Source organism: Necropsobacter rosorum, assembly GCF_964241405.1.
Lineage (GTDB): Bacteria > Pseudomonadota > Gammaproteobacteria > Enterobacterales > Pasteurellaceae > Necropsobacter > Necropsobacter rosorum.
This window is the reverse complement of sequence record NZ_CAXSXF010000005.1, coordinates 78,382-105,217: the sequence shown is the minus strand read 5'-3', so window position 1 is coordinate 105,217 and position 26,836 is coordinate 78,382. Positions and strand designations below refer to the sequence as shown.

26 protein-coding genes and 1 pseudogene are annotated in these 26,836 nt (G+C 48.8%); 14 read left to right on the top strand and 13 right to left on the bottom strand.

Features of this window, described 5'->3' with window-relative positions:
- The first annotated feature begins 66 nt into the window (after positions 1 to 66).
- The 6 genes and pseudogenes from luxS to ACESOH_RS09845 form a co-directional block, all read left to right on the top strand.
- Entirely contained in the window at positions 67 to 573 is a 507-nt protein-coding gene (gene luxS / locus ACESOH_RS09870; RefSeq protein ID WP_032093770.1) for an S-ribosylhomocysteine lyase, read from the top strand.
- Between the two features lie 19 nt (positions 574 to 592).
- Entirely contained in the window at positions 593 to 1,774 is a 1,182-nt protein-coding gene (gene purT, locus ACESOH_RS09865; RefSeq protein WP_373100975.1) for a formate-dependent phosphoribosylglycinamide formyltransferase, read from the top strand.
- Positions 1,775 to 2,018: 244 nt separating this feature from the next.
- Positions 2,019 to 5,702 (top strand): methionine synthase, encoded by a 3,684-nt coding sequence (metH, locus tag ACESOH_RS09860; RefSeq protein ID WP_373100974.1) that lies wholly within the window; start codon positions 2,019 to 2,021, stop codon positions 5,700 to 5,702.
- 146 nt (positions 5,703 to 5,848) lie between these two features.
- Complete coding sequence (locus ACESOH_RS09855; protein WP_051977471.1) at positions 5,849 to 6,931, top strand: GmrSD restriction endonuclease domain-containing protein; 1,083 nt, start codon at positions 5,849 to 5,851, stop codon at positions 6,929 to 6,931.
- 1 nt (position 6,932) lies between these two features.
- The gene (locus tag ACESOH_RS09850; RefSeq protein WP_032093767.1) at positions 6,933 to 7,508 is read left to right on the top strand and encodes a hypothetical protein; all 576 of its coding nucleotides are present in this window, start codon (positions 6,933 to 6,935) and stop codon (positions 7,506 to 7,508) included.
- Positions 7,509 to 7,723: 215 nt separating this feature from the next.
- Positions 7,724 to 7,894, top strand: a pseudogene (locus ACESOH_RS09845) (DUF72 domain-containing protein); the annotation flags it as partial.
- A gap of 275 nt (positions 7,895 to 8,169) precedes the next feature.
- Here ACESOH_RS09845 and tehA read toward each other — a convergent pair.
- Positions 8,170 to 9,114 carry a dicarboxylate transporter/tellurite-resistance protein TehA gene (gene tehA, locus ACESOH_RS09840; RefSeq protein WP_373100973.1) on the bottom strand — a complete coding sequence of 315 codons (945 nt, stop codon included), beginning with the start codon at positions 9,112 to 9,114 and terminating at the stop codon, positions 8,170 to 8,172.
- 171 nt (positions 9,115 to 9,285) lie between these two features.
- Here tehA and ACESOH_RS09835 point away from each other — a divergent pair, with 171 nt between their 5' ends.
- Together ACESOH_RS09835 and ACESOH_RS09830 are read left to right on the top strand one after the other, a co-directional pair.
- Positions 9,286 to 10,125 carry a DUF72 domain-containing protein gene (locus ACESOH_RS09835; protein WP_373100972.1) on the top strand — a complete coding sequence of 280 codons (840 nt, stop codon included), beginning with the start codon at positions 9,286 to 9,288 and terminating at the stop codon, positions 10,123 to 10,125.
- Between the two features lie 122 nt (positions 10,126 to 10,247).
- Positions 10,248 to 10,706 carry a hypothetical protein gene (locus ACESOH_RS09830; protein ID WP_032094072.1) on the top strand — a complete coding sequence of 153 codons (459 nt, stop codon included), beginning with the start codon at positions 10,248 to 10,250 and terminating at the stop codon, positions 10,704 to 10,706.
- 7 nt (positions 10,707 to 10,713) lie between these two features.
- On the opposite strand, the gene ACESOH_RS09825 is transcribed toward ACESOH_RS09830, so the two are convergent.
- From ACESOH_RS09825 to cysZ, 6 genes are all read right to left on the bottom strand, one after another.
- The gene (locus ACESOH_RS09825) at positions 10,714 to 11,445 is read right to left on the bottom strand and encodes an ABC transporter ATP-binding protein (protein ID WP_373100971.1); all 732 of its coding nucleotides are present in this window, start codon (positions 11,443 to 11,445) and stop codon (positions 10,714 to 10,716) included.
- Positions 11,438 to 12,418 carry a FecCD family ABC transporter permease gene (locus ACESOH_RS09820; RefSeq protein ID WP_373100970.1) on the bottom strand — a complete coding sequence of 327 codons (981 nt, stop codon included), beginning with the start codon at positions 12,416 to 12,418 and terminating at the stop codon, positions 11,438 to 11,440. Before ACESOH_RS09820 ends, ACESOH_RS09825 begins: the two co-directional genes overlap by 8 nt.
- A gap of 23 nt (positions 12,419 to 12,441) precedes the next feature.
- Positions 12,442 to 13,239 (bottom strand): TroA family protein, encoded by a 798-nt coding sequence (locus ACESOH_RS09815; protein WP_373100969.1) that lies wholly within the window; start codon positions 13,237 to 13,239, stop codon positions 12,442 to 12,444.
- Positions 13,240 to 13,317: 78 nt separating this feature from the next.
- Positions 13,318 to 15,243: a TonB-dependent receptor plug domain-containing protein gene (locus tag ACESOH_RS09810; RefSeq protein ID WP_373100968.1), complete on the bottom strand. Its 1,926-nt coding sequence runs from the start codon at positions 15,241 to 15,243 to the stop codon at positions 13,318 to 13,320.
- 230 nt (positions 15,244 to 15,473) lie between these two features.
- On the bottom strand, positions 15,474 to 16,424 hold the full coding sequence (cysK, locus tag ACESOH_RS09805) for a cysteine synthase A (RefSeq protein ID WP_032094077.1): 951 nt from the start codon (positions 16,422 to 16,424) through the stop codon (positions 15,474 to 15,476).
- Between the two features lie 100 nt (positions 16,425 to 16,524).
- Positions 16,525 to 17,340: a sulfate transporter CysZ gene (gene cysZ / locus ACESOH_RS09800; protein ID WP_373100966.1), complete on the bottom strand. Its 816-nt coding sequence runs from the start codon at positions 17,338 to 17,340 to the stop codon at positions 16,525 to 16,527.
- A 147-nt stretch (positions 17,341 to 17,487) separates the two neighbouring features.
- Between cysZ and zipA the strand changes: the two genes are divergently transcribed.
- Both zipA and ligA read left to right on the top strand, forming a co-directional pair.
- Positions 17,488 to 18,462: a cell division protein ZipA gene (zipA, locus tag ACESOH_RS09795; RefSeq protein ID WP_373101027.1), complete on the top strand. Its 975-nt coding sequence runs from the start codon at positions 17,488 to 17,490 to the stop codon at positions 18,460 to 18,462.
- Between the two features lie 206 nt (positions 18,463 to 18,668).
- The gene (gene ligA / locus ACESOH_RS09790; protein WP_373100965.1) at positions 18,669 to 20,684 is read left to right on the top strand and encodes an NAD-dependent DNA ligase LigA; all 2,016 of its coding nucleotides are present in this window, start codon (positions 18,669 to 18,671) and stop codon (positions 20,682 to 20,684) included.
- Positions 20,685 to 20,752: 68 nt separating this feature from the next.
- Here ligA and crp read toward each other — a convergent pair whose 3' ends face one another.
- Genes crp through coaBC form a run of 5 tightly spaced genes read right to left on the bottom strand, consistent with a single transcriptional unit; the run spans position 20,753 to position 23,952 of the window.
- Positions 20,753 to 21,376: a cAMP-activated global transcriptional regulator CRP gene (gene crp, locus ACESOH_RS09785; RefSeq protein ID WP_373100964.1), complete on the bottom strand. Its 624-nt coding sequence runs from the start codon at positions 21,374 to 21,376 to the stop codon at positions 20,753 to 20,755.
- 48 nt (positions 21,377 to 21,424) lie between these two features.
- On the bottom strand, positions 21,425 to 21,643 hold the full coding sequence (locus tag ACESOH_RS09780; protein WP_032094081.1) for a YheU family protein: 219 nt from the start codon (positions 21,641 to 21,643) through the stop codon (positions 21,425 to 21,427).
- Between the two features lie 21 nt (positions 21,644 to 21,664).
- Positions 21,665 to 22,264, bottom strand: coding sequence for a nucleoid occlusion factor SlmA (slmA, locus tag ACESOH_RS09775; protein ID WP_032094082.1), 600 nt, complete (start codon positions 22,262 to 22,264; stop codon positions 21,665 to 21,667).
- Positions 22,264 to 22,719, bottom strand: a complete 456-nt coding sequence (dut, locus tag ACESOH_RS09770; RefSeq protein ID WP_373100963.1) for a dUTP diphosphatase — start codon at positions 22,717 to 22,719, stop codon at positions 22,264 to 22,266. Before dut ends, slmA begins: the two co-directional genes overlap by 1 nt.
- Positions 22,720 to 22,731: 12 nt before the next feature.
- Positions 22,732 to 23,952 carry a bifunctional phosphopantothenoylcysteine decarboxylase/phosphopantothenate--cysteine ligase CoaBC gene (gene coaBC / locus ACESOH_RS09765; protein WP_373100962.1) on the bottom strand — a complete coding sequence of 407 codons (1,221 nt, stop codon included), beginning with the start codon at positions 23,950 to 23,952 and terminating at the stop codon, positions 22,732 to 22,734.
- A gap of 161 nt (positions 23,953 to 24,113) precedes the next feature.
- Here coaBC and radC point away from each other — a divergent pair, with 161 nt between their 5' ends.
- The 4 genes from radC (at position 24,114) to mutM (ending at position 26,338) form a co-directional block, all read left to right on the top strand.
- Positions 24,114 to 24,770, top strand: a complete 657-nt coding sequence (gene radC, locus ACESOH_RS09760) for a RadC family protein (RefSeq protein ID WP_373100961.1) — start codon at positions 24,114 to 24,116, stop codon at positions 24,768 to 24,770.
- A 225-nt stretch (positions 24,771 to 24,995) separates the two neighbouring features.
- Positions 24,996 to 25,232, top strand: a complete 237-nt coding sequence (rpmB, locus tag ACESOH_RS09755; RefSeq protein ID WP_011201102.1) for a 50S ribosomal protein L28 — start codon at positions 24,996 to 24,998, stop codon at positions 25,230 to 25,232.
- A gap of 11 nt (positions 25,233 to 25,243) precedes the next feature.
- Positions 25,244 to 25,414 (top strand): 50S ribosomal protein L33, encoded by a 171-nt coding sequence (gene rpmG / locus ACESOH_RS09750; protein ID WP_005544948.1) that lies wholly within the window; start codon positions 25,244 to 25,246, stop codon positions 25,412 to 25,414.
- Positions 25,415 to 25,525: 111 nt separating this feature from the next.
- Positions 25,526 to 26,338: a bifunctional DNA-formamidopyrimidine glycosylase/DNA-(apurinic or apyrimidinic site) lyase gene (gene mutM, locus ACESOH_RS09745; protein ID WP_373100960.1), complete on the top strand. Its 813-nt coding sequence runs from the start codon at positions 25,526 to 25,528 to the stop codon at positions 26,336 to 26,338.
- Between the two features lie 10 nt (positions 26,339 to 26,348).
- On the opposite strand, the gene folA is transcribed toward mutM, so the two are convergent.
- A complete protein-coding gene (gene folA, locus ACESOH_RS09740) occupies positions 26,349 to 26,834 on the bottom strand; it encodes a type 3 dihydrofolate reductase (protein WP_373100959.1) in 486 nt (161 codons plus the stop codon).
- Positions 26,835 to 26,836 lie beyond the last annotated feature (2 nt).

Sequence of the window (26,836 nt, the reverse complement as noted above, 5' to 3'; positions counted from 1 at the left end):
TTATAGGACAGAGCCTTAACCGGAAAGTTCAGCACAACGTTGAGAATTTATACTTGAGGAGAAATTATGCCGTTACTTGATAGTTTTAAAGTGGATCACACCAGAATGCAGGCGCCGGCGGTTCGCGTGGCGAAAACCATGCGCACCCCGAAAGGCGACGCCATCACCGTTTTTGATCTGCGTTTTTGCCTGCCGAATAAAGAAATTTTACCGCCGAAAGGGATTCATACGCTGGAGCACCTGTTTGCCGGGTTTATGCGCGAGCATTTAAATGATGACAAAGTGGAAATCATTGATATTTCCCCGATGGGTTGCCGCACCGGGTTTTATCTGTCGCTGATCGGCACGCCGGACGAACAGCAGGTTGCCGATGCTTGGCGGGCGTCGATGCAGGATATTCTGACTGTGCGCGAGCAAAAAGCCATTCCGGAATTAAATGAATATCAGTGCGGCACTTATACCGAACATTCCCTGCCGGAAGCGCATGCGATCGCCGAACATGTGCTTGCGCGCGGGATCGGTATCAATAAAAATGCCGATTTATTATTAGACGACAGTTTCCTCAACTCATAACCGCATAAGGATAAAGCAAATGACAACATTAGGCACGGCGTTAACGCCGACGGCAACCAAAGTGATGCTGCTCGGTTCCGGTGAACTCGGCAAAGAGGTTGCCATTGAACTACAGCGCTTAGGGGTGGAAGTGATTGCGGTGGACCGTTATGCCAACGCACCGGCACAGCAAGTGGCGCACCGCGCCTATACGATTTCCATGCTGGACGGTGAGGCACTGAAAGCGTTGGTGGAAAAAGAGAAGCCGGATTATATCGTGCCGGAAGTGGAAGCCATTGCTACGGCGACTTTAGTCGAACTGGAACAGGCGGGGTTTAATGTGGTGCCGACGGCAAAAGCCACACAGCTGACCATGAATCGTGAAGGGATTCGCCGTCTAGCGGCGGAAACGCTGGGATTGCCGACATCCCCTTATCAGTTTGTGGATAATTTTGCCGATTTTAAAAGTGCGGTGGAAAAAATCGGCGTTCCTTGCGTGGTTAAACCGATTATGTCTTCTTCCGGTCACGGGCAGAGTGTTGTGCGGACGGCGGAAGAGATACAAAAAGCCTGGGATTACGCCCAGCAGGGCGGACGTGCCGGCGGCGGGCGGGTGATTGTGGAAGGCTTCGTGAAATTCGATTATGAAATCACCTTGCTGACCGTGCGTCATATTAACGGCACTTCATTTCTGGCGCCGATCGGGCATCGTCAGCAGGACGGCGATTACCGCGAATCCTGGCAGCCGCAGGCGATGTCGGCGGCCGCACTGGCGAAAGCGCAGGATGTCGCCGCCAAAATCACTGCCGCACTGGGCGGGCGCGGGATTTTCGGGGTCGAAATGTTTGTTTGCGGCGATGAGGTGATTTTCAATGAAGTTTCGCCGCGACCGCACGATACCGGCATGGTGACGCTGATTTCGCAGGAATTATCGGAATTTGCCCTGCATGCCCGTGCGATTCTGGGCTTACCGATTCCCGTTATTAATCTGCTCGGCCCTGCCGCGTCCAAGGCGATTGTGGTGGACGGGCAATCTGCACAGGTACAATTCGGCAATCTGGCCGATGTGCTGGCGGAACCGAATACCGATATTCGTTTATTCGGCAAGGGCGAAGTGAATGGCCACCGCCGTATGGGCGTTGTGCTGGCGCGCGATATTTCTGTGGCGCAAGCGGTGGAAAAAGTTAAACGGGCGTATGATAAATTGATTATCCGCTTATAAATGATCATGGTTATGTGCGAATAAGTGTTTGCCGTCAAGCAAGGTATTGCAGCGATACCGGATTGTCGGCAAACGCTTGTTTTTTGTTATCGCTAAAAAAATAGCATTGCGCTGCATTCCGACGATAGTGATATTGCGGCGGTAGGTAACGCCTTGGTGCCGCGATGATAATGTTTGACAGCCTGTTTCCATCTTCCTATTATCTTTGTTTATTGAACTCATATCTGTAAGCGGGAATCTGACTTTGAAAAACACAATCCAGCAATTGAATAATGCCCTTGCCCGACGGATTCTGATTTTAGACGGTGCGATGGGGACGATGATCCAACAATATAAACTGACCGAAGCGGATTTCCGCGGCGAGGCGTTTAAAGAAAGTGCGGTGGATTTACGCGGCAATAATGACCTGCTCACCCTCACCCAACCGATGTTGATTTCCGCCATTCACGAAAAATATTTGGAAGCAGGGGCGGATATTATTGAGACCAACACATTTAGCTCCACCACCATTGCCCAAGCGGATTACGAACTGGAAGATTACGCTTATAAATTAAACTTCGCAGGGGCAAAACTCGCACGTTTGGCGGCGGATAAATTCTCCACACCTGACAAGCCCCGTTTTGTCGCTGGGATTCTCGGTCCAACGAATAGAACAGCGTCAATCTCGCCTGATGTAAACGATCCTGGGTTTCGTAACGTTACCTTTATGCAGCTCGTGGAAGCCTATGCGGAAGCGACCAAAGGCTTAATCAAAGGCGGTTCGGATCTGATTATGATCGAAACCATTTTCGACACGCTCAACGCCAAAGCGGCGGTATTTGCGATTGAAAATGTGTTTGAAGAGCTGGGCGTTCGGCTGCCTGTGATGATTTCAGGCACGATTACCGACGCATCGGGGCGAACCCTTTCGGGGCAAACCACCGAAGCCTTTTACAACTCGCTCCGCCACGCTAAACCAATCACTTTTGGCTTGAACTGTGCCTTAGGTCCGAAAGAGTTGCGTCCTTATGTGGAAACCCTTTCCAACATTTGCGAAACCTATGTTTCTGTTCACCCGAACGCAGGCTTGCCGAATGCCTTTGGCGACTATGATTTGGGTGCAGATGAAATGGCGGAGCATATCAAAGAGTGGGCGGAAAGCGGCTTTTTGAACATTGTCGGCGGCTGTTGTGGCACAACGCCTGAACATATCAAAGCCTTTGCGGAAGTCACCAAGGGCGTGAAACCACGAAGACTTCCAACCTTTAAAACAGCAATGCGTTTGTCGGGCTTAGAGCCGCTTAACATTGATGACGACAGCTTGTTTGTGAACGTCGGCGAACGCAATAACGTAACAGGTTCGGCGAAGTTCAAAAAGCTGATTAAAGAAGAAAAATATGCGGAAGCGATTGAGATTGCCATTGACCAAGTGGAAAACGGCGCACAGGTCATCGACGTGAATATGGACGAAGCCTTGCTCGACGGACAAAAGGCGATGACCAAATTCCTGAACATTCTCGCCACCGAACCCGAAGCGGCAAAAGCGCCGATTATGATCGACTCGTCCAAATGGGACGTGATCGAAGCAGGCTTGCAAGTGGTGCAGGGCAAGCCGATTGTGAACTCCATTTCGCTTAAAGAAGGCGTGGAAAAATTTGTGCGTGAAGCCAAGCTCGTCCGCAAATATGGGGCGGCGGTGGTCGTAATGGCGTTTGACGAAGTGGGGCAAGCGGACACCGAAGATCGCAAGGTGGAAATCTGTACTCGGGCTTACAACATTTTGGTAAATGAAGTCGGCTTCCCGCCCGAAGATATTATTTTCGACCCGAACATTTTTGCGATTGGCACGGGGATTGAAGAACACAACAACTACGGCGTGGATTTTATCAACGCCACAGGTCGGATTAAACGCTCGCTGCCACACGCCAAAATCTCGGGCGGTGTGTCGAACGTGTCGTTCTCGTTTAGGGGCAACAACCCAATGCGTGAAGCAATCCACGCCGTCTTCCTATATCACGCCATTAAGCAAGGTATGGATATGGGGATCGTAAACGCTGGGCAGCTGGCGATTTATGACGATCTCGATCCGGAACTGCGTGAAGTGGTGGAAGATGCGGTGTTAAATCGCAAGTCGGACGCAACCGAAACCCTGCTTGATTTTGCCGAAAAATTGAAAAATCAGACCGTTTCCGCAGAAGAAACTGGTGTTGCAGAGTGGCGAACTTGGGCGGTGGAAGAGCGGTTGAAGCACGCTCTCGTGAAAGGGATTACCACCTACATTGTGGAAGACACCGAAGAAGCTCGCCAAAAATTTAGCTCGCCGCTGGAAGTGATCGAAGGGCCGCTAATGGACGGAATGGACGTGGTCGGCGATTTGTTCGGCGACGGCAAAATGTTCTTGCCGCAAGTGGTGAAATCGGCACGCGTGATGAAGCAATCGGTCGCTTACTTAGAGCCGTTTATCAACGCCACCAAGCAAAAAGGCGTGTCGAACGGCAAAGTGGTCATTGCGACCGTGAAAGGCGACGTGCACGACATCGGCAAAAATATCGTAAGCGTGGTAATGCAATGTAATAACTTTGAAGTGATTGACTTGGGCGTAATGGTGCCTGCGGATCGTATTATCGAAACCGCCATTCGGGAAAAAGCGGACGTGATCGCCCTAAGCGGCTTGATTACGCCATCGCTTGACGAAATGGAGTATTTTTTAGGCGAAATGACTCGCTTAAATCTCAACTTGCCTGTGATGATCGGCGGCGCGACCACGTCCAAAGAGCATACAGCGATTAAACTTTATCCAAAATATAAGCACGAAGTGGTTTACACCACCAACGCTTCCCGTGCCGTTTCTGCTTGTGCCGCCTTGATGAACCCTGACACCAAAGCGGAATTGTGGGCGAAACTCAAAGCGGACTACGAAAAAATCCAGCAATCCTTTGCCAACCGCAAGCCGTTACGCAAACAGCTTGCCATTGAAGAAGCTCGTGCCAATCGATTTGACCCATTCAGCGGCGAATGGGCAGACTACACGCCGCCAACGCCGAAGCAGACAGGCATTGTGGAATACAAAAACGTGCCAGTGGCGACGCTTCGCCAGTTTATCGACTGGTCGCCGTTCTTTATGGTATGGGGCTTAAAAGGCGGCTTCCCAGACGCATTCGACCACCCAGAAAGCGGTGCGGAAGCACGCCGTGTGTGGAACGACGCACAAAAAGTGCTAGACGAGATCGAACAAACAGGCAAGCTCAAACCAAGCGGCGTAATGGGGATTTTCCCAGCGTACCGAGTGGGCGATGATATCGAAATCTACCAAGATACCGACCGCACTTTATTGGCTGGCAAAGCCTACAATCTCCGCCAACAAACCGAACGTGGCAAAAACAGCAAAAACGCCCACAACCTTTGTTTGAGCGACTTTATCGCCGACCGTGAAAGCGGCAAGCAAGATTGGTTTGGAATGTTCGCCGTCTGTGCAGGCGTGGAAGAATATGAGTTAGTTGAAGGCTACAAAGCCGCAGGCGATGACTACAATGCAATTCAGCTGCAAGCCGTCGGCGACCGCTTAGCCGAAGCAATGGCGGAATACCTGCACTTTGAACTCCGCACCAAAGTGTGGGGCTACTCCGATGAAACCTTCGACAACAATGGCTTAATTGCCGAAAACTACGTCGGCATTCGCCCAGCGCCAGGCTACCCAAGCTGCCCAGAACACACGGAAAAACAAATTATCTGGGACTTACTCGAAGTGGAACAACGCATCGGAATGAAACTTACCGAAAGCTACGCAATGTTCCCAGCCGCTTCCGTCTGCGGCTGGTACTTCACCCACCCAGCGTCCAACTACTTCACGCTCGGGAGAATCGACCAAGATCAAGCCGACGACTACGCCAAACGCAAAGGCTGGGACGATGAAATGGTTCACAAGTGGTTGACTGTGGCGATGAAGTAGGGTATAAATTTTAACTCATTGATTTTAGAGGTATTTTAAAATAGTCTGCCGGCTCTAGACTTAGAGTCATAAAATGTTACTTTATCAATTAGACTATTTAGTATAGTTCCATAAGAAAATTTCTTAATATAGCAGAGAGGTTATATATGCAAAAAAAATTTACAGCAAAAATTGTACAAATTAGTGATATTGTCGAATGGTATTCGAAGGGAGAAATTAATTATTCCCCAAAATATCAAAGAAATAGTGTTTGGAATAATAATGCCAAATCTTATTTAATTGATACAATAATAAGAGGGATGCCTATACCTCCTATTTTTTTACATCAAAGAGTAGATATTTCTACTAGAAAAAACAATAGAGAAGTCATAGATGGACAACAAAGACTAAGAGCAATTATTGATTTTGTCCATAATGAATCATTTAGTATTATGAAGAAGCATAATCAAGATGTCGGAGATATGTATTTTGAACAACTTGATGATGATTATAAAAGAGAAATATTACAATATGAGATTGTTGCTCAAGTAATAAATGAAGAAGATGAATCAGTTATTTATGATATGTTCTCTAGATTAAATTCAAACAATGTAGTATTAAATAAACAAGAAATAAGAAACTCTAAATATTGGGGGGATTTTAAGGTTATAGTATACCAACTATTATCAAAATATAGATCATTTATTATAGATAATAAAATTGTAACAGAAAAAGAAGTTTCTAGAATGAAAGATGCTGAGTTAATTAATTCTCTTTTAATTTTGTTAATAAAAGGTATTGTCTCTGAGAATCCTAGATATATTGATGAAGTATATGAGGAATTTAATGATAATTTCGAAGGTTCTAATGTTATTATCGAAAAATTTGATTTACTGATGAATGACATCTTTGAATTATTCTCATTTTTCATCCAAAGAAATATATTTAGCAATAAAAATTATTTCTATACATTATTTGCAATTTTAGCAATAAAAAGAGGCTTTATATCTAATTTAACAGATGGTATCACTAACTCAGCATCCATAATGAAAAGAGATGGTTTTAATTTGAATAATAAGCTAGATGAATTTATTTCTAATATTGAAAATGCCTTATCTAAAGATTCAACAATGAGTCCAGATAGAAAATCAACTTATCAAGAAATTAATGAACTGCATAGAAGACATACGACTGACAAAAATAAAAGACAAGAACGAATCTTACGAATTTTTAGACTTTTAGGTGACTAATATGAATATTAGAGATCTTGAGCAATATATAGATGCCCAAGATAAATGGGCACAAGAAACAGAATTCTTTGATATAGCAATATTTAGATGTTGGATTAAATTTGAAAAATTTCTCATAGAAAAATTCATTGAATTTTCAACTACCCCATCCAGTTCAGAAGATAAAGATATACGAAAATTAAAGTTTGATAACGCAGAACATTTCAAAGCTTTCTTAAAAGGAGATAGAACGTATATAGAATATATATCTAAAATAGAGTTGTTATCTAAGCATATATTTAAAGATAATCAAAATCCTTTTGATATTTTAATTTCTGATCAAAATTATGCCCCTGCTTTTGAAAAATTAAGAGTAATCCGAAACCATATTGCTCATGAAAGTGAAGAGTCCCTAAGGAAATATACTAATAAGATGTTTAGTTCTGATAAAAGTAAAGTCATATCGCCTAATGACTATCTGAAATCTTGGGTTAACAATGAAAAAAGAGAAAGTAATTATTCTTTCTATATTAGAACTCTTAGAGAAATATCTAGATTAATAGAATCCCCTATTTTTTTATCCAAGGAAATGGTATAAGCATTCATATTTGTGCCTCCTAATCTAAATTACTTATTTGTTATTTTAGCTGAAAAGAAAAGTAATTTAGGATACAAGCGTGGATGTTTGCACCAGCTTGTATTGAAATCTATTAAGAAAACTTCATTGGTTTTCAGCTATTCGGTATTTCCGAATAACTCAGTTACCGAGTAAATTTAGGTAAGTGATACAAACTAGTCAAATACCTAAAAACAATGCAGACACCCCAAATCTACATCGGCATAGGCGGTTATAGCGATACGGATTTAATCGGTTCGCTGTATCCTTTTGGTGCGGATAAAACTGACTTTTTATCGATTTATAGCCAGCATTACGACACGATTGAAATTAACAGCACTTTCCAAGCTCACTTTGTGCCAAAGGCACAACATGATGCTTAACCCATGGCGTGAGCCGTGGGGATAAATAGGAATTCAACTTCCAATTTGTTGAGGTAGACATTAAGTTGGAAGTTAATTTCCAGTCCTTAAAAACAATCCCAAAACCAACCGCACTTTTAATTCCTTGGGCACGCATTAGGACACACGCGCCATCAAAGTGGATTGTCCGAGCAAAAGTGCGGTCAAAATTTTCTCTATTTTAAAACGAATAAAGCTGAACTTTTAGGTTCAGCTTTAAATAAGTAAATCTCAATAAATGCTTATTTTCTCAGCCAGAATTGCCCTTTGGCGAGTTTGTAAAAGGTTAAACCGATTAGTCCTAAAATCATTACATTAGCAAATGCAAAGGCGGCTATCGCGACGCCGGTGAGTACGCCGGCGTGATAGAATGCGACGGCGCTGTTTGCCATGGAGGCCAGTCCGAATGAGAAGCTCCAGAAGCCGATATTCAAGCCGTTTTGGGCGATCCAAGGTAGCAAACGGATTAAGAAAAAAAGCTGCAAGAAGCCGTAGCCCCAGAGGAGTTTCACAAACGTATCCACTTCGCCGTGATTCACCGCCAAATAGGCGGACGCCCCCACAAATGCCGGGGCGAGGATGATGCCCATGGTCGGCCGGAATGGCGGTTCGATGGATTGAATGCGTAAATGTTGCAACAACACCGGCTCAAAAATAATCCATGCAATTAAGCCCGCACCAAAGAATAAGAAGCCTAAATCGTTGTAGCCAAGCAATGCCAGTGAGCTGGCGCTGGTGAAGTTGGCCGCGACGGCTGGCAAATAAAACGGCGGGCGCGTGGATTTTTGTTCAAAAACTCCGCCTTGCCATAATTCGCTGATGCGGAGGGAGGAAAAAAGCAGTTGTCCGACTGTGCCGACCCAAATCATGATTTCAGCAATAAAAGGCTGCCAACGGTATAAAATATCCGCCACCAGCATGGTCGTAATCGGGATTAACGCCAGAAATGAGAAGCGCACCGGGCAATGATATTCTTCTCGCACTTCATGGCGGTAATAGCGGATTTTATACAGATACATGCCGATAAAAACCAACCACACCGAAATGGCGGCGATACCTAAGATATTGCTGATAAGCGTTGAAATAGAAAAGTGGCTAAACCGTGTCCAGGCAAGCGAAAGCGCCGCCAAGCCAAGGGGGATGCCGAAATATCCCGTTGGTAAAGGAAAAGGTTTGTTTGTATTCATATATTCTCCTGAAAAAGCAAAAACGCTCTGAGTATAGCACCCTTGTCAAGAGGGAAATCGGCGAAAATAAATAAAAATCCGACCGCACTTTTTATTTAAACCGTTCAAAAAGCGTTTGCATTTCTCCCCATTCCCCCTAAACTATCCGTTTTTCACTTTCAGCAAACCAAAATGCAAACACCCCACATTTACATCGGCACGGGCGGTTATAGCGATACGGATTTAATCGGTTCGCTGTATCCTTTCGGCACGGATAACGCCGATTTTTTGTCGATTTACAGTCAGCATTACGATGCCATTGAGCTCAACAGCACTTTTCACGCGCCGATTGGGGCGAAGGCGTTGCAGGGAATGGTGGAAAAGGCGGAAGGGCGGTTGCAGTTTTCGGTGAAACTGCATCAGGATTTCAGCCATCAACGCAGCGCAAGCGCCGAGCAGGCACAGGCATTTTTGAACGCCTTGCAACCGTTGCGGGAAAATCATTGTTTAGCCAATTTGGTTGTGCAGTTTCCCGCCCGTTTTGAGCGTACGGCGACTAACCGCTATTATCTTGCCGAATTGGTCTCAATGTTTAACGGTTATCCCCTTGCCATTGAATTTCGTCACGCAAGTTGGCATACGCCCGCGGTGTTGGAGTATTTTCGTGGCAAAGAAAATTTGATTTGGTGCAATGTGGATTATCCGCCCGATATCGGTTTGCCGGCCTTTCAATTTTATATCAACCAACGCACGGCTTATTTGCGCCTGCACGGCCGCAATCCGAATTGGTGGAAAGCTCAATCCGCCAAAGAGCGGCACGATTATCGGTATAACGATGCGGAATTACGGCATCTCGCCGCCTTATTAAAGCAACGAAAAGCGGAATTTGACCGGCTGTATCTTTATTTTCAAAACACCACCAAAGGCCATGCGTTCTATAATATCGCAAGCCTGAAAGGGTATTTGACAGAATGCGGCTTTAACCTGAAAGCGCCGCCCGAATTTTTGACCGGGCAGCAGAGTTTGTTTTAGGTTGATGATGAACAACAGGCAGATTTATTCAGCGCAAGGTAAATTCGCGTGCTTATTCTTGCACCGGCTTTAATTTCCGCTATGATAACCGCCGTTTTCTTTTTTTATCGGAACCTGATTTTATGCACAAATGTAAACTTATCTTATTTTCATCCGCACTTTTGGCCTTATTCGCTTGTACGAGTCAGTCATCCAAAACCCCAAAAACCGCGCAACTAGGTTATTTAAAAACCGAGATTTCGGCGGCCGAACTTGCTAATCCGGCTAATTTCAAGCGTTATTATTACACCTGTAGCAACCTTGAAACGGCGCAAAATTCTTATTTGATCACTTATTTTCCGCTCTCGCGGGAAAGCCGCAAGCCTGAAAATTTCGGCATTTATTTTCAATTGGATGGCGGTCAGGTCGAACCCTTTGACCATATTGTGAACCAGCCGTTAAATGCCCGTGCCACGCGTTTTGAAGTGATTTATCGCTCCTATCGACCGATTGACGGCGCCTATGTGGATTTAATCGCCCGCCAGTCTCATTCGGCATACTATAAAAACGGAACACTGTGGTTGGCGTGCCGGGGCGGATAAATGCAGTTTAGCATTTATCCACGGCAAAAATCTCACCCCGCTGCGGCGAGATTTCCGCTTTGATAGCGAAACTTTGAGCGAGATTCTCCGCGGTCAGTACGCTTTTGGTTGCACCGCTTGCGGCCAAACGGCCGTGATGCAATAGCACCACCTCATCACAAAAGCGATACGCCAGCGATAAATGGTGAATCACCACCACGCAAGTGTGTTGCGGGGTAAGCGCTTTGAGTTGCTGCATAATATCGATTTGATAATAAGGATCAAGCGCCGCAATCGGTTCGTCGGCAAGTAACAGCGGGGCGTTTTTAATGCAGCAACGGGCAAGTTGCACCCGTGTTTTTTCGCCGCCCGAAAGCCGGCGGAAGGGTTTATGCAGTAAATGGGTGATGGAAAACTGCGCGGAAACCGACCGCACTTTTACCTGTTCGTCCGTTTTTTTATGCCCATAAGGCAGACCGAGGGCGAGCACATCATAAACGCTTAAATCCCAATAAACCTGCGGATTTTGCGCGAGATAGGCAATCTGTTCGCTGCGTTGTTTGGCCGTCATTTCGCCGATGGGGTGATTTTTTAGCAAAATCCGACCGCTGACCGCCGGTAAAATGCCGGCAATTGCTTTGAGTAGCGTGGATTTGCCCGCGCCGTTTGCGCCCATAATGCCGACCAATCTGCCCTGTGGAATGTGACAACTGACGTTCGTTAAACCATAGGCAAGCGAAAGATGTTCAACTTTAATCATGGTAACTTCTCCGTTGGCTCAGCAATATCCAAATCAAAAACGGCGTGCCGATCATGGCCGTGAGCGTGCCGATATAAATATGCGCGAACAGCGGAATATGGATAATCGCTAAATCCGCGCAGACAAGCAGCAAGGCGCCGAATAACGCACTGCTGAGATAAAGCCGGGAAGGCGGTGCCGGCAGCAACATGCGCGCCAGATGCGGGGCGATTAAACCGATAAACCCGATGGTGCCGGTTTGCGGAATGGTGGCGCCCACCAGCAACGCCACGCCGAAAGCGGTGATAAAAAAGCTGCGTTTGAGATCCACGCCCATAGTGGCGGCGGTTTCCTCGCCGAAGGTGAGCAAATCCACATAACGGCGTTGTGAATAAAGGCAAAATATCCCCAACAGCACGAACGGCAAAGAAAGCAACAGCGTATCCGATGTTGCCCAAGCGAGCGAGCCTTGCAGCCAGCGATACAGCTCCGCCAAAGCCCACGGACTGTCGGCGTTGGAAAGCAATAGCGCGATCATGGCGCCGAGCAACATATTCACCGCCAAGCCACTTAAGATCATCATCGTCGTGCCGTGATTTTTCGCAATCAGATAAACCAGCAGAAAACTCAACAGCGCACCGCTAATACCGCCGACGACTAATCCGCCGAACGGAAGCGAAAAATAATAAAGTATCACTACGCTGGCGGTGGTTGCGCCGTTTGCGCTGCCGAGTAAGCCGGGGCTTGCCAGCGGATTCTGGAGCACGCCCTGCATCGCATTGCCGGCCAACGCCAGACAGCCGCCCGTCAGTACCGCAAGCAACAACCGTGGCAGGCGAATGTCCCACAGCACCAGCGAGCGCATATCCGTCAGCACGCCGTCGGCGTTTTTTAATGCGATAAACGCCGACAAATTGGCATAACAGGCAATTGCGAGAATCGCCAGCAACAGCGTGCCGAGGCATACATTGAGTTTTGTGATTTTGGTTAGCATCGTTGTTCTTGATATTTCGTCCGTTATTTTAATTGCCGATAAACCCGCTCCGCCCCTTGCCAGAGGCCGTGATCAAAACAATAGGTGTATTTCATGGGGAGCGTTGCCAAGGTTCGGTGCGGGAAGATTTTTTGTAAAATCGGGTGACTGAGCAGCGCCGATTGGGCATTGTAGCTTTGTTTGTCGGTAATGGAAATCAGCCGGTTCGGTTGGGCGAGCAGGAGTGTTTCCAACGAGAAATTTTGCGGCGTCAGCGCTTCTTTCAGTGCGCTTAAGCCGAGCAAATCCAGCAAAGCCTGATATCGTGGCAAATGCTGATCCGCCACGCCGGTTTCGGTCAGTATCAGCGTGTCGGTAAGCGCGGTGTTCAGCCGGGTTTTGGGTAAGCGTAATTGCTCGATTAACCGTTCGGCTTTATCCGGATTGCCCGTCAGTTCGCCTAATTGTTCAATTAAGGCAAAAAGCTGTTCGGCGGTATGCGGATCGCTGACCGGCACCACCTTTACGCCGAGTTGCTTGAGCTGTTCGGTCAGCCGGGGGTAGAACTGCGGGTTAAGCAAAATGGTTTTGTCCTGATAGGGCAACAGTTCAAGCAAGTTCGGTTCGACAACGGGTTTGGTGCGGTTGACTTTCTCCAGCATCATCAACGGCTTTTGAGAATACGGCGACATGGCCGCAATTTGTTCCGGGCGAGCCAGCTCAATCAGCAGGCGATCGCTGCACAAATTGAGCGAAATGAACTGCTCGGCTTGGGCGGGGAGTGGCAAATCCGCGGCGCAGAGCAGAAAAAGTGCGGTGAAAAACGAGCGAGTTTTTAACATATTCGGCATCGCGCGGTTTTGCCGGGGCAGACGGAGGTGCCAGCCCCCGCAGGGTTAGCAAAAATCACGGTCAAGCTCTTAAAAACTCCCTTTCAAACCGACATACAGATTGCGACCGTCTTGTCCGTAACCGACAATATTTTCATATTTTTTGTCGAACAGGTTGTTCAGGTTGGCATAAACGGTTAAAGCTTGGCTGAGCCGGTAATCCACACCTAAGTTAAGCAGCGTGTAAGAAGGCAGTTTCACCCGGGATTGGGCGTACGTGAGCGGATCAAAATAAGTATCTTTGCGTTTACCCACATAGGAAATGTTGGCGTTTGCGCCAAGCTCAGGCGTTATCTGGTAGGCCAATCCCGCATTTGCCAGATGCCGCGGCCGGCGGACTAATGTCATGTTTTGGCTGTCTTTGCCGCGGGTGTAGGTGTAGTTGGCATAAGCGCTGAGTGCATCGGTCAAGTTGCCGTGATAAGCGAATTCCGCGCCACGGATTTTGGTTGTGCCGTCAAGATTAACGGCCTGACTTGCGTTCCCCACGGTGCGGCTGCTGATAAAGTTTTTCACATTGCGGGCAAAATAGGTCACATCAAGGCTGTGGCGTTTGTCGTTGCTTTCGAATAACAAACCCGCATCGCCGCCGCGGCTTTTCTCCGGTTTTAAATCCGGGTTGCCGATATAGCGGCCGTTGTAGCCGTAATATTCGGTTATCGTTGGGTTTTGCACCGCGCTGCCGAGGCTGGCGTGCGCTTTGAGGTTCGGCGCAAGGCGATATGCGCCTGCGATGCGTCCGGTAAACGAATCGTCATATTCTGAACTGTCGGTAAAACGGCCGCTTACCGACAGGCTGTGATCGTCTTCGGTAAAGAGGCGATATTCGGCCGCCACGCTTTTCTCAATTAACGTTTTTTCACCATGCGGAGAAAAGTAAGTCGAATCGTAATGCGTTTTTTGATATTCGCCCAATAAGCTCAGCGCTTGGGTTACATCACCTTCACGATCAAAATTAATATCTAACTGATAGTTCGCATTCAGTTTTTTAGCGTCATAAGCGCTTGAATAGCCAAAGGTATCGCTGTCGGTTTTGATGTGGCTAATGCTTGCTTTATGTTTGAACAGATCCTGATCGCCGCCGACATAACCGCCTAATTTAAAGAGGGTTTCACGGCTGCGGGTGCGGTGGTCGGTTTCATCGCCCACATTATTATCGAAATTTGCAGTTTGTGAGAAATGTGAAGCAAGGAGCTCAATCCCTTTGTGATCGTCGTCGTAGCCCAGTTTTAACGAGGCATTATCACGGTGGAATTTATCGTTTTCTTCCGCGCCGCCGGTTATCACATCGCCGCCGGTTTCGCCGGCGTAAGCAAATTGATGTTTGCTTAACGCCGAAATGCCCGCGGTGCGGTGACTGTCGCCGTGAAGGGTATAATAGAAGCCGTTTTCATAGCCGGAAAAGGTGACGGAAGCATCGCGCGTGCGGTGCGAGCCCGTGCCTAAATCAAAATCCACGTTAAACGGTTTATCTTTGTGTAAGCCGCTTTTGGTGGTGATATAAATCACGCCGCCCATAGCGTCGCTGCCCCAGAGTGCCGATTGTTCGCCGCGTAACACTTCAATGCGATCAATATTGCTTAACGGCAAACCGCCGAAATCAAAGCCGTAACCTGAAACCGGGTTCATTTTGACACCGTCGATAATCACAGCGGTATGGTTGGCGTCTGCGCCGCGCAGATAAAAATTGGTTAAGGTGCCGCGTCCGCCGCTTGATGAAATTGCCACACTCGGCACGGTTTTTAACACATCGCTTACATAAGTGGCGTCACGTTCGGCGAACTCTTTTTCCGTTAAAACCGTGACCGACGAAGCCGCTTTGTCTTGATTAACCGGCGCGGCATAGGCGGAATAAACGTTTATTTCGTCTAATTCGTTTTCCGTTTGAGCACGTTGCGCCAGCGCCATGCCGGAAAAAGAAACTAACAGGGTGAGAGTGATAAGGTTTGTTTTCATAGTGTTTTTTCAGATGGATCGTCGATAAAGTCGTGTATTATACACAAAAATTGCCGGCGGGATGATGCACGCGCGCCTGAAAGAACAAGCGATGCCGAATAAATTATGTATAAAAATAGAAAAAGTGCGGTGTTTTTTGGCAAAATTTTAACAAAACACACCGCACTTTCCGACGGAATAAAAAGACGGTTAGTTCCACCTCGGAAAGCTAACCGTAAAGGGGAAAATCGTTAGCCCTCAATACCTTCAAATAAGGCCGTGCTTAAATAGCGTTCCGCGGCGGAAGGCAGAATCACCACAATGAGTTTATCGGCAAATTCGGGCAGTTTTGCCAGACGATCCGCGGCGGCTACGGCGGCACCGGAGGAAATACCGGCTAAAATGCCTTCTTCGGCCATTAAGCGACGAGCGGTGGCGATAGCGACGTCGCTGCTGACGCGTTCTACCCGGTCGATTAAGGATAAATCCAGATTTTTTGGAATGAATCCGGCGCCGATGCCTTGAATTTTATGCGGACCCGGTTTGACTTCTTCGCCCGCTAAGGTTTGCGTGATAACCGGGGATTCTTCCGGTTCCACCGCGACGGAGATGATTTTTTTGCCCTGATCCTGTTTGATGTAGCGGCTGATACCGGTAATCGTACCGCCGGTGCCGACGCCGGCGACCACAACATCCACTTTACCGTCGGTGCCCTGCCAGATTTCCGGGCCGGTAGTTTCCTGATGAATGGCCGGGTTAGCCGGATTTTCAAACTGTTTCAGCATGATATAACGGTTCGGATCGGAGGCAACGATTTCTTCCGCTTTGGCGATAGCGCCTTTCATGCCTTTCGCCCCTTCGGTCAGTACCAGATTCACGCCCAGACCGCGCAATAAGCGTTTGCGTTCAAGGCTCATGGTTTCCGGCATGGTCAGGGTGATTTTATAACCGCGGGCGGCGGCAACGTAAGCCAGCGCGATACCGGTGTTGCCGCTGGTGGCATCGACGATTTCTTTATTTTTAGTCAGTGTACCGTCTTTTTCCGCCTGCCAGATCATATTGGCGCCGATACGGCATTTCACGCTGAAACTCGGGTTGCGGCCTTCAATTTTGGCCACAACGTTACCGTTATGACCGAAGTGTTTTAAACGGACTAAAGGTGTGTTACCGATAGCATAGGAATTGTCTGCATAGATGGTCATGTTCTCTCCCCTTTTGGTTTTTTGTATTAAGCGGATACTAGTTTTAACATAAGGTTTAATAATCAAAAAATAGTTATTGGCTATATTTTATAACCAAATGCTATTTAACCGACGGGCTGCCGGCGCCGAATCTGCCGGGCAGCGTGCTGCCTTCGGTGCTGTTGGCACGATGCAGCAGTCGTGTGCGGTATTGTTCCGTCCACATGGCGGTGGCGCCGCAGACCGCAACCGGAATAATCACCAGATTGACGCCCGGCACCAGCGTACAGAGCGTGACGAAGGTGCCGAAAGTAATATTTAAGGTTTGTTTACCGCTCAGTTCGTCCCGCATTACGGAAAACGGAATTTTGTGGTTATCAAAAGGGTAGTCGCAGTATTGAATCGCCATCATCCAGGCGCTGAATAAAAACGTCAGCAGCGGAATCAGCGTTTGCCCGAGCAGCGGAATAAAACTGAGCAAAAACAGCAGGATAAATTTAGGCAAACTGTAAACCAGTTTTTGCCATTCGCGCCGTAACATCCGCGGAATATCTTTAATAAAATCCAGCGTATTCATGTCAATCAGCGTTTCCCCGGTCAGCCTGTTCTCCACTTTTTCCGCCAAAAGCCCGTTAAACGGGGCGGCGATAAAGCCGGACAGGGTGGTGAAAATAAAGTAAAACAAAATCAGCACCATAAAGACGGATAATACCAGCAAAACGGCGCCGAGCCAGCTCAGCCAGTCCGGAATATAGCTGACAATGCCGTCGATCAGCGATTCCATTTGCGACAGAAAAAGCCAGAATAAACCGCCTAACAGCAGTATGTTGAGTAAAATCGGCATAATCACAAAGCGGCGTAAACCTTTCTGTGCGATTAAGTGCCAGCCGAGCACAAAATAATGAAATCCCAGCTTGAATTCGGTTGTTTGTAACATAATAAGTTTCCTGCATAAAATAGGCGCTTAAGAATAGCAAAGTGCGGTGAAAAAAATCAATTTTTGCATATCATCGGATTGAGAAAATATGGTAAGCTAACCGCAATTTGTAATGTTTCGCCCGCAGACGCAATGGGAGAAGAGATAATGGATTTAAATACGATTTTAATTATTTTAGGTGTAATCGCATTAATTATTTTAGTCGCGCACGGCTTATGGGCAAACCGCCGTGAAAAATCCCGCTATTTCCAGAATGCCAATACCTTTACCAAAGATTCCCGTATTCGTCAGGCGCAGGACAATGTTAATCCGAATCCGAACCTGCAAACCCCCGTACCGGATTATTCCCGCAGCGAATCCCGTCCGCCGCAGCCGACTCAGCAAAATCTGGATTTTGAAAGCGCGCAGTCTGTCGCCGGGCAGGAAACCCTCAATGTGGAACAGGCGGTCAGCCGGATCAAAATCAGCCTGCCGGATTCGCCGCAGCCGGTCAATGCCACTATTGAGCCGCCGTCTTACACGCAGCATTCCCATTTAGGCGAGCGCACGATTGCCGATATCGAATCTTCCGTCGATGTCAACGAAGGTATTAATTCGTCTTCCGTCGCGTTGCGTGAACAGCTGGCCGAGGCGGCGCAAAAACCGTTTTCCGAGCCGGACGAACCCGCGGCGAGTTCAGCGCAAACGGCGCCGGCCGATAACGCGGGGCAGGAGAAGCCGGCGAACGCGTTTCTCATGCTGTATGTGGTGGCGCCGGAAAACCGCGAGTTTAACGGCAGCAATCTTGCTCAGGTTTTAGACGATCTCGGGTTTATTTTCGGCGAGCAGCAGATTTACCACCGCCATTTGGATCTCAGTGTCGCCAGCCCGGTTTTATTCAGTGCGGCGAATATTCAGCAGCCGGGTACCTTTGATGCGGAGAATATGGCGGATTTCTATACTGTGGGCATCGCGTTATTTATGCAGCTGCCGTCGCACGGTAATGATCTGGCCAACCTGCGCATGATGATTCGCGCGGCAAAAACCATTGCCGACGAACTGGGCGGGTTCGTGCTGACGGATCAACAGGCTATTTTCAATGAACAGGCGGAAAAGGATTATTTAAGCCGGGTTTCCGCCTAAGCTGAAAACGGCGAATAATTTCACCGCACTTTTAATCCGCACTTGAGGCTTTGACCTGAGTGCGGATTGTTATTTTTAAACATAGGTATTCGCCCGGCTAATTGCTATAATAAGCCGCCGCCTGTTTGCGCGAAAGTCGTTTGCAGGGCGCCGGCAACACGAAAGTGCGGTGCGAATATCGGCGGTTTTTTTATAAGGAATGTATTATGCCCGAATCGGTTTCACAACAAATCGAAGCCTTGAGAAACAGCTTACGCTATCATGAATATCAATATCACGTCTTGGATAATCCGCTGATTCCCGATGCGGAATACGACCGTTTGTTTCACCGGCTGAAAGCGCTGGAGCAGGCGCATCCCGAATTTGCCGACGCAAACTCGCCGACTCAGCGGGTCGGTGCCAAGCCGTTGGCCGGTTTTGCGCAGATTACCCATGAAATTCCGATGCTGTCGCTGGATAATGCCTTTTCCGATGCGGAGTTTTATGCCTTCGTCAAACGGATTGAGGATCGCCTGCCGTTATTGCCGGAAGCGCTGACGTTTTGCTGCGAACCGAAACTGGACGGGCTAGCGGTGAGCATTTTGTATGTGAACGGTCAATTGACGCAGGCGGCGACGCGTGGCGACGGAATGACGGGCGAAGATATTACCGCCAATATCCGCACCGTGCGCAATATTCCGCTGCGTTTATTAACCGATAATCCGCCGGCTCGTCTGGAAGTGCGCGGCGAGGTATTTATGCCGCAGGCCGGATTTGAAAAACTGAACGAAGAGGCGCTGGCAAAGGGCGAAAAAACCTTCGCCAACCCGCGCAATGCCGCCGCCGGCTCGTTGCGCCAGCTTGACCCGAAAATCACCAGCCGTCGCCCGTTGGTACTCAATGCGTATAGTATCGGCATCGCCGAAGGCGTGCGCCTGCCGGATACCCATTTTGCACGTCTGCAATGGCTGAAATCCATCGGTATCCCGGTAAATCCTGAAATCCGCCTGTGCAACGGCGCGCAACAGGCGCTGGATTTTTACCGCACGATTGCCGGCAAGCGCACTACCTTAGGCTATGATATTGACGGCACCGTGCTGAAAATCAATGACATTGCGCTGCAACAACAACTGGGCTTTATCTCGAAAGCGCCGCGTTGGGCGATTGCCTATAAATTTCCGGCGCAGGAAGAACTGACGATTTTAAACGCGGTGGAATTTCAGGTCGGACGCACCGGTGCGATTACGCCGGTGGCGAAGCTGCAACCGGTTTTTGTCGCCGGTGTTACCGTCAGCAACGCCACGCTGCATAACGGCGATGAAATCGCGCGGCTGGATATTGCGATCGGCGATACGGTGATTATTCGTCGCGCCGGTGATGTGATCCCGCAGATTATCGGCGTTTTGCATGAACGCCGACCGGCGGATGCTCAACCGATCGTCTTTCCGCAGACTTGCCCGGTGTGCGATTCGCAGATTGTGCGTATCGAAGGCGAAGCGGTGGCGCGTTGTACCGGCGGTTTGATTTGTGCGGCTCAGCGCAAAGAAGCGTTGAAGCATTTCGTTTCGCGCAGAGCCATGGATATTGACGGCGTCGGAGCGAAACTGATTGAACAATTGGTGGATCGCGAACTGATTCGCACGCCGGCGGATTTGTTTAAACTGGATGCGGCGCAGTTAATGCGTTTGGAACGCATGGGGTCGAAATCTGCCGAAAACGCGCTAAACAGCCTGCAAAAAGCGAAAAAAACCACCTTGGCGCGCTTTATTTTCGCGTTGGGTATTCGTGATGTGGGCGAGGCGACGGCGCTGAATCTGGCTAATCATTTTAAATGTCTTAACGCCTTGAAAGCGGCGGACATCGAGGCGCTGCGGGAGGTGCCGGATGTGGGCGAAGTGGTGGCGAACCGCATTTATGTTTTCTGGCGCGAGGCGCATAATGTGGCAGTGGTCGAGGATTTAATCGCTCAGGGCGTACATTGGGACGATGTGGAAAGCAACGAGGCGGCAGACAACCCGCTGAAAGGTAAAACCGTCGTGCTGACCGGCACATTAAGCCGCATGGGGCGCAATGAGGCGAAAGCCCTGTTGCAGCAGCTGGGCGCGAAAGTCAGCGGCAGCGTGTCGGCAAAAACCGATTTCGTACTTGCCGGGGAAAACGCCGGCTCGAAATTGACTAAAGCACAGGAGTTGGGCGTACAGCTTCTCACGGAAGAGGCGTTTCTGGCGTTAACCGGGCAGTGATAACTTGCGTGGAATACAAAAAAGTGCGGTGATTTTCACCGCACTTTTTGCTTTTTTTGTCGGCCGGATTAGCGGGTGCCGTACACCACAATGGTTTTGCCGTGGGCGGAAATCAGATGTTGATCTTCCAGCATTTTCAGAATTCGCCCGACGGTCTCGCGCGAACAGCCGACCATTTGGCCGATTTCCTGACGGGTAATTTTAATCTGCATTCCGTCGGGATGCGTCATGGCATCCGGCATTTTGGCCAGATTCAATAAGGTTTGCGCAATGCGTCCGGTGACGTCTAAAAACGCCAGATTGCTGACCTGTCTTGAAGTGTTTTGCAGGCGGCGGGCGAGCTGGGCGGACAGATACATCAGAATTTCAGGGTTAACCTGAATGAGCTGGCGGAATTTTTTATAGGAAATTTCCGCGATCTCACAGGAGCTTTTGGCTTTTACCCAAGCGGAGCGCGACTGACCTTCTTCAAACAAACCGGCCTCACCGAAAAAATCACCTTGACTGAGATACGTCAGGATCATTTCTTTGCCGTCCTCATCTTTAACCAGCACGGCAACGGAGCCTTTGATCAGATAATAAAGGGTTTCCGCTTTCTCGCCGGCGTGAATTAATGTGCTTTTGGACGGATATTTGTGAATGTGACAATGTGAAAGAAACCATTCTAAGGTTGGATCCATTGATTGTGTCATTTGACCTTGCTGTTCTTGCACTGAAGCCCCCGTAATGTTATGTTTCCGTTACTTAAGAAATTCCATTTTATTTTTGATATCAATGGATTGATGTAATTCTGACCAGACTATCACTACCTTTCCCTGACGGATCGCGGTTAACAGATTCTGCGTTTTCTGCTCTAAAGAGAGTTCTGCGGCGCCGTAATCGGTACCTTCGCGCAGCACGAAACTTTCTACGATATTCAGTAACGTCTCTTCTTTCAGTGTCTGCCAGGGGATAATCATAATGTTACCTAAAAATTCGGATTATGCAAATAGCACTTCAATCAGTTTCCATTGCTGCTCAAAGCCCTGATTCGGGCTGTGACGGAAGTTGGAACGCACATAGCGCATAAACTGTCCTTCACAAAATGTCACCAGATAAGCCGCAATGGTGCGTTCGTCTGCGGCGAAGGCTTTGCCTTCACGCAGTTTGCGCATTTGCAGAATATTGACGAATTGCAGCTCCAGACGATCAAAAAACTGCGCCACCCGAGCCTGCAGGCGGGCATCTTCGAACATCAGCGCATGACCGGTCAGCACGCGGGTCAGACCCGGATTTTTGCGCGCGAAATCCAAAATCATCTGCATAATATCACGGATGCGCTGCATGGTGTTGGTTTCATTTTTGATGGAATGCGCAATGCGGCTGAGCAAATTGGTTTCGATATTGTCGATGAGCGCCTCGAACATCTTGGTTTTGCTCGGAAAATAGCGATACAGCGCCGCTTCGGACACCCCGACTTCCTGCGCCAGACGTGCGGTGGTCATCCGTTCCATGCCCCGTTCCGAATGCAGCATATGGGTCAGTACGGTGAGCACTTGCTGACGGCGCTCTTTGACGCTGCGTTTGGCCGGTTTCTCCATTATTGCGTACCCGAATGACCGAAACCGCCTTCGCCGCGTTCGGTTTGGTCAAAGTCATTGACGATATTGAACTGGGCCTGCACCACCGGAACGAAAACCAATTGCGCAATGCGATCGCCCACTTCAATTCTAAACGGCTGGCTACCGCGGTTCCACACTGAAACCATTAAAGGGCCCTGATAATCCGAATCAATCAGCCCAACTAAATTGCCCAACACGATCCCGTGTTTGTGGCCTAAGCCCGAACGCGGCAGAATCACCGCCGCCAGATTGGGATCGGCAATGTAAACGGATAAACCGGTCGGGATCAATGCGGTTGCGCCCGGTGCCAATTCAATACTTTGTTCCGGCAATGCGCGCAAATCAAGTCCCGCCGAGCCTGCGGTGGCATAGGTCGGTAGCGGAAATTGCGAGCCGATGCGTTGATCGAGAATTTTTACATCGATTTTTTTCATGTTGTTCCTTTTTTATTCTTGTTGAGAGGATCGATTATAGCGTTCGATAATGTGCTGCACTAACTGCCGGGCCAAGTCCGTTTTGTCGCTTTTCGGCAACGCATGGTCGCCGTCGCGCCAGTATAAATGCAGCGCGTTTTGCTCGGCATTGAATCCCTGCCCGTCGGAAACATCGTTCGCGCAAATCAGATCCAGATTTTTACGCTGCAATTTATCTTTGGCATAGTGTTCGATATGTTGCGTTTCGGCGGCGAAACCGACCACAAACGGACGCCGTTCGGTTAAGCGGGCGACCGCGGCGATAATATCGGGATTTTTCACTAAATTAAGCGTTAACGCATCATTTTCGGCGCTTTTTTTGATTTTTTGTGGCGCCACTTGTGCCAGACGATAATCGGCGACCGCCGCACAACCGATAAACAGATGGTTTTCCACCGCACTTTGCATCGACTGCGCATACATTTCCTGCGCGGAAATAACATCAATCCGTTTCACCTGATGGGGTGTCGGTAAATTAACCGGCCCGGCGATTAAGGTGACGCTCGCCCCTCTTTCGGCAAAGGCCTGCGCAATCGCAAAGCCCATTTTGCCCGAACTGTGGTTGCTGATATAGCGCACCGGATCAATGGCTTCACGGGTCGGGCCGGCGGTAACGACAACATTTAACCCTTGCAGATCCAACGGTTTATTGACGAGTTCGGAAAGTGCGGTGTAAATTTCCGCCGGTTCCGACATCCGACCGAATCCCACATCGCCGCACGCCTGTTCGCCGCTGTTCGGCCCGACGGTATAAATGCCACGCTCAGTCAGGCGGCGTAAATTTTGTTGGGTGACGGGCTGGCGATACATTTGCTGATTCATGGCCGGCGCCAGCAAAATCGGCGCTGCGGTGGCAAGACACAGGGTGGAAAGCAGATCATTGGCCATGCCCGCATTGAGCCGGGCGATAAAATCCGCGCTGGCCGGGGCGATAACCACCACTTCCGCCCATTTTGCCAGCTCGATATGACCCATTGCCAGCTCCGCCTGCGGATCCAACAGCGATTGCGCCACCGCGTGCCCGGAAATCGCCTGTAGCGTTAACGGCGTGACGAATTCCGCTGCCGCCGGAGTCAGCACCACGCGCACCTGCGCTTCATTTTTGCGCAGCAGCCGGATCAGTTCAATGGTTTTATAGGCGGCGATCCCGCCGGTAATCCCCACTAGGACGCGTTTTCCCTGAATATGTTGCATGGTTAGCCTTTAATCACAATCAAAAAGTGCGGTTCATTTTACTGTAATTTTGGCAAAGAAAAAATTCATTTTGCGATCCGGCGCGCAAAATCGGCATGATCGTCTCGCCGGCCGGTGCGCATTCCGTCAGAGTAAGGTCATGTATTGTTGAGGGAAGACGCATGAACGAATTGATGCCGCGCGAAAAACTGTTGCGTTTGGGCGCCGCTGCGCTGAGCGATGCGGAATTGCTGGCGATTTTCCTGCGTACCGGCATTAAAAACTGCCCGGTGATGCAGCTGTCGCATCATGTACTGGCGCATTTCGGTTGTTTGCGCGCGTTAATCAGCGCCGAACGGCAAGAGTTCTGCGCGGTAAAAGGACTGGGCGTCACGCAGTTTATCCAGCTGCGCGCCTGCACGGAGATGACCAAGCGCTATTTATTGCAGCAACTGGAAATCAGCCATACCTTTAACGCGCCGGAAACGGTGCGCACCTATTTACAGGCGGAGCTGGCGCATAAAGAACGGGAAGTTTTTCTGGTGCTGTTTCTGGATAATCAGCACCGTTTGATAAAAAAAGAAGAGATGTTTTTAGGCACCATTAACAGCGCGGCGGTTTATCCGCGTGAAATTGTAAAAAGCGCATTAACCTGCAATGCGGCGGCGCTGATTCTGGCGCACAATCATCCCTCCGGCGTGGCGCAGCCCAGCGCTTCGGATCGGAAAATCACCGAAACTATCAAACAGGCGGCGGAGCTGGTGGAAATCCGCGTACTGGATCATTTTGTGATTGGTAAGGGCGATTATTTTTCCTTTTCCGAAAACGGTTGGATCTGAGATCGTTTTCTGATCCCGACCGGCTTTTGGGCAAATTTTTATCATTTATTTGACACAACGGCGTATTTTGACTTGAGAATCATGAATAAAGTCAGTATAATTTGCCACCTTTAATATAGTACGGGTCGGTTATCGCGGCCTGACGAGGTAGCGTCGGAATCGTTGCGATTTCGAAGTAATCCGAACCCTAAGCTCGAGCTTATATTTGATTTATTGGAGATTAGTATGTCTAGAGTCTGTCAAGTCACAGGCAAGCGTCCGGCAGTCGGTAACAACCGCTCTCACGCGTTGAACGCGACACGTCGTCGTTTTCTACCTAACTTACACACTCACCGTTTCTGGGTTGAGAGTGAAAACCGTTTCGTAACTTTGCGTTTAACCGCAAAAGGTATGCGTATTATTGATAAAAAAGGTATCGATGCAGTATTGGCTGACATCCGTGCCCGTGGCGAGAAAATCTAAGGAGCTAAAAAATGGCAGCTAAAGGTGCTCGTGAAAAAATCCGTTTAGTTTCAACTGCTGAAACCGGTCATTTCTATACCACAACGAAAAACAAACGTAATATGCCGGAAAAAATGGAAATCAAAAAATTTGATCCGGTCGTGCGTAAACACGTTGTTTATAAAGAAGCTAAAATCAAATAATTTAGCTCTTACCAACTTAAAAAGCCCGACCTGTTCGGGTTTTTTATTGCCCGCAAAATGGGCTATAATTCGCCTTATGTCGTTTCCTCCATTGGTGATAAGAGAACTGCAATGCCTGAACTTCCCGAAGTTGAAACCGCGCTTAACGGTGTAAGCCCTTATCTGAAAGGGTTTACGATTGAAAAAATTGTTGTGCGTCAGGCCAAACTGCGCTGGCCGGTAAGCCCCGAATTACTGCAACTTTCCGGCCAAAAAGTGACCGCACTTTCGCGCCGCGCCAAATACCTGATTATTCATACGCCGCAAGGCTATATTATCGGCCATCTGGGCATGTCCGGTTCGGTGCGGATTGTGCCGCATGCAAGCCCGGTGGAAAAGCATGATCATCTGGATATTGTGATGAATAACGGCAAATTGCTGCGTTATAACGACCCGCGCCGTTTCGGCGCCTGGCTGTGGACGGATAACCTGACGGATTTTCACCTGTTTCTGAAACTCGGCCCCGAACCGCTTAGCGACGCATTTAATGCGGATTATCTGTTTAAAAAATCACGCAAAAAACAGACCGCACTGAAAACCTTTTTAATGGACAACGCCGTGGTGGTGGGCGTCGGCAATATTTATGCCAACGAAAGTTTGTTCTTATGCGGACTGCATCCGCAGAAAACGGCAAAAACGCTGACCAAAGCGCAGTGCGAACGCCTCGTTCACACCATTAAACAGGAATTGACCCGCGCCATTCAACAGGGCGGAACGACATTAAAAGATTTTTTGCAACCCGACGGCAAACCGGGTTATTTCGCGCAGGAATTGCAGGTTTACGGCCATAAAGCCCGCCCCTGCCCGAAGTGCGGCACAAAAATCGAAAGTGTAGTGATCGGACAGCGCAACAGTTTCTTTTGCCCGACATGTCAGAAGAAATAGCGGATTACCGCTACCCCTTCCGGCGCAAAATTAAAAAGCGGCAATCGTAAGGATTGTCGTTGTCGGCGGGGCGGTAGGTGTCAAATTCGGTGTGCCAGTCCGGCAGATGAATGGCGGGGAAGAAGGTGTCGCCGTCGAGTTCGGTCTGAATTTCGGTGAGGTACAGTTTATCCGCCGCGGGAAGATATTGGCTGAACAGTTGGCCGCCGCCGATCAGCAGAATTTCCGGCGAATCTTGCACAAAATCCACCGCACTTTGGAAATCGGGTTGCCAGATAACGCCCTTGTGTCGATACGGCGTGCGGGACAGCACGATATTGGTGCGCTTCGGCAGCGGCCGTCCGATGCTTTCAAAGGTTTTGCGCCCCATAATCACCGGTTTTCCAGTGGTCTGTTGGCGGAACCACGCGAGATCCGCCGGCAGATGCCAGGGCATTCGGTTGTCTTTGCCGATGACGCGGTTGCGGGTCATGGCGACGATAAGGCTTAAAGTCATGC

Bases quoted from the DNA above. Each gene is read 5' to 3' on its own strand.
- cysZ (WP_373100966.1), bottom strand. From the start codon at position 17,340: ATGTTACAAACAACCGAATTCAAGCTGGGATTTCATTATTTTGTGCTC.
- coaBC (WP_373100962.1), bottom strand. From the start codon at position 23,952: ATGCAACATATTCAGGGAAAACGCGTCCTAGTGGGGATTACCGGCGGG.
- luxS (WP_032093770.1), top strand. From the start codon at position 67: ATGCCGTTACTTGATAGTTTTAAAGTGGATCACACCAGAATGCAGGCG.
- folA (WP_373100959.1), bottom strand. From the start codon at position 26,834: ATGACTTTAAGCCTTATCGTCGCCATGACCCGCAACCGCGTCATCGGC.
- ACESOH_RS09815 (WP_373100969.1), bottom strand. From the start codon at position 13,239: ATGTTAAAAACTCGCTCGTTTTTCACCGCACTTTTTCTGCTCTGCGCC.
- purT (WP_373100975.1), top strand. From the start codon at position 593: ATGACAACATTAGGCACGGCGTTAACGCCGACGGCAACCAAAGTGATG.
- tehA (WP_373100973.1), bottom strand. From the start codon at position 9,114: ATGAATACAAACAAACCTTTTCCTTTACCAACGGGATATTTCGGCATC.
- mutM (WP_373100960.1), top strand. From the start codon at position 25,526: ATGCCTGAACTTCCCGAAGTTGAAACCGCGCTTAACGGTGTAAGCCCT.
- ACESOH_RS09780 (WP_032094081.1), bottom strand. From the start codon at position 21,643: ATGATTATCCCCTGGCAGACACTGAAAGAAGAGACGTTACTGAATATC.
- ACESOH_RS09820 (WP_373100970.1), bottom strand. From the start codon at position 12,418: ATGCTAACCAAAATCACAAAACTCAATGTATGCCTCGGCACGCTGTTG.
- rpmG (WP_005544948.1), top strand. From the start codon at position 25,244: ATGGCAGCTAAAGGTGCTCGTGAAAAAATCCGTTTAGTTTCAACTGCT.
- ACESOH_RS09830 (WP_032094072.1), top strand. From the start codon at position 10,248: ATGCACAAATGTAAACTTATCTTATTTTCATCCGCACTTTTGGCCTTA.
- ACESOH_RS09850 (WP_032093767.1), top strand. From the start codon at position 6,933: ATGAATATTAGAGATCTTGAGCAATATATAGATGCCCAAGATAAATGG.
- crp (WP_373100964.1), bottom strand. From the start codon at position 21,376: ATGACACAATCAATGGATCCAACCTTAGAATGGTTTCTTTCACATTGT.
- ACESOH_RS09825 (WP_373100971.1), bottom strand. From the start codon at position 11,445: ATGATTAAAGTTGAACATCTTTCGCTTGCCTATGGTTTAACGAACGTC.
- radC (WP_373100961.1), top strand. From the start codon at position 24,114: ATGAACGAATTGATGCCGCGCGAAAAACTGTTGCGTTTGGGCGCCGCT.
- dut (WP_373100963.1), bottom strand. From the start codon at position 22,719: ATGAAAAAAATCGATGTAAAAATTCTCGATCAACGCATCGGCTCGCAA.
- zipA (WP_373101027.1), top strand. From the start codon at position 17,488: ATGGATTTAAATACGATTTTAATTATTTTAGGTGTAATCGCATTAATT.
- ACESOH_RS09810 (WP_373100968.1), bottom strand. From the start codon at position 15,243: ATGAAAACAAACCTTATCACTCTCACCCTGTTAGTTTCTTTTTCCGGC.
- ligA (WP_373100965.1), top strand. From the start codon at position 18,669: ATGCCCGAATCGGTTTCACAACAAATCGAAGCCTTGAGAAACAGCTTA.
- rpmB (WP_011201102.1), top strand. From the start codon at position 24,996: ATGTCTAGAGTCTGTCAAGTCACAGGCAAGCGTCCGGCAGTCGGTAAC.
- cysK (WP_032094077.1), bottom strand. From the start codon at position 16,424: ATGACCATCTATGCAGACAATTCCTATGCTATCGGTAACACACCTTTA.
- slmA (WP_032094082.1), bottom strand. From the start codon at position 22,264: ATGGAGAAACCGGCCAAACGCAGCGTCAAAGAGCGCCGTCAGCAAGTG.
- ACESOH_RS09855 (WP_051977471.1), top strand. From the start codon at position 5,849: ATGCAAAAAAAATTTACAGCAAAAATTGTACAAATTAGTGATATTGTC.
- ACESOH_RS09835 (WP_373100972.1), top strand. From the start codon at position 9,286: ATGCAAACACCCCACATTTACATCGGCACGGGCGGTTATAGCGATACG.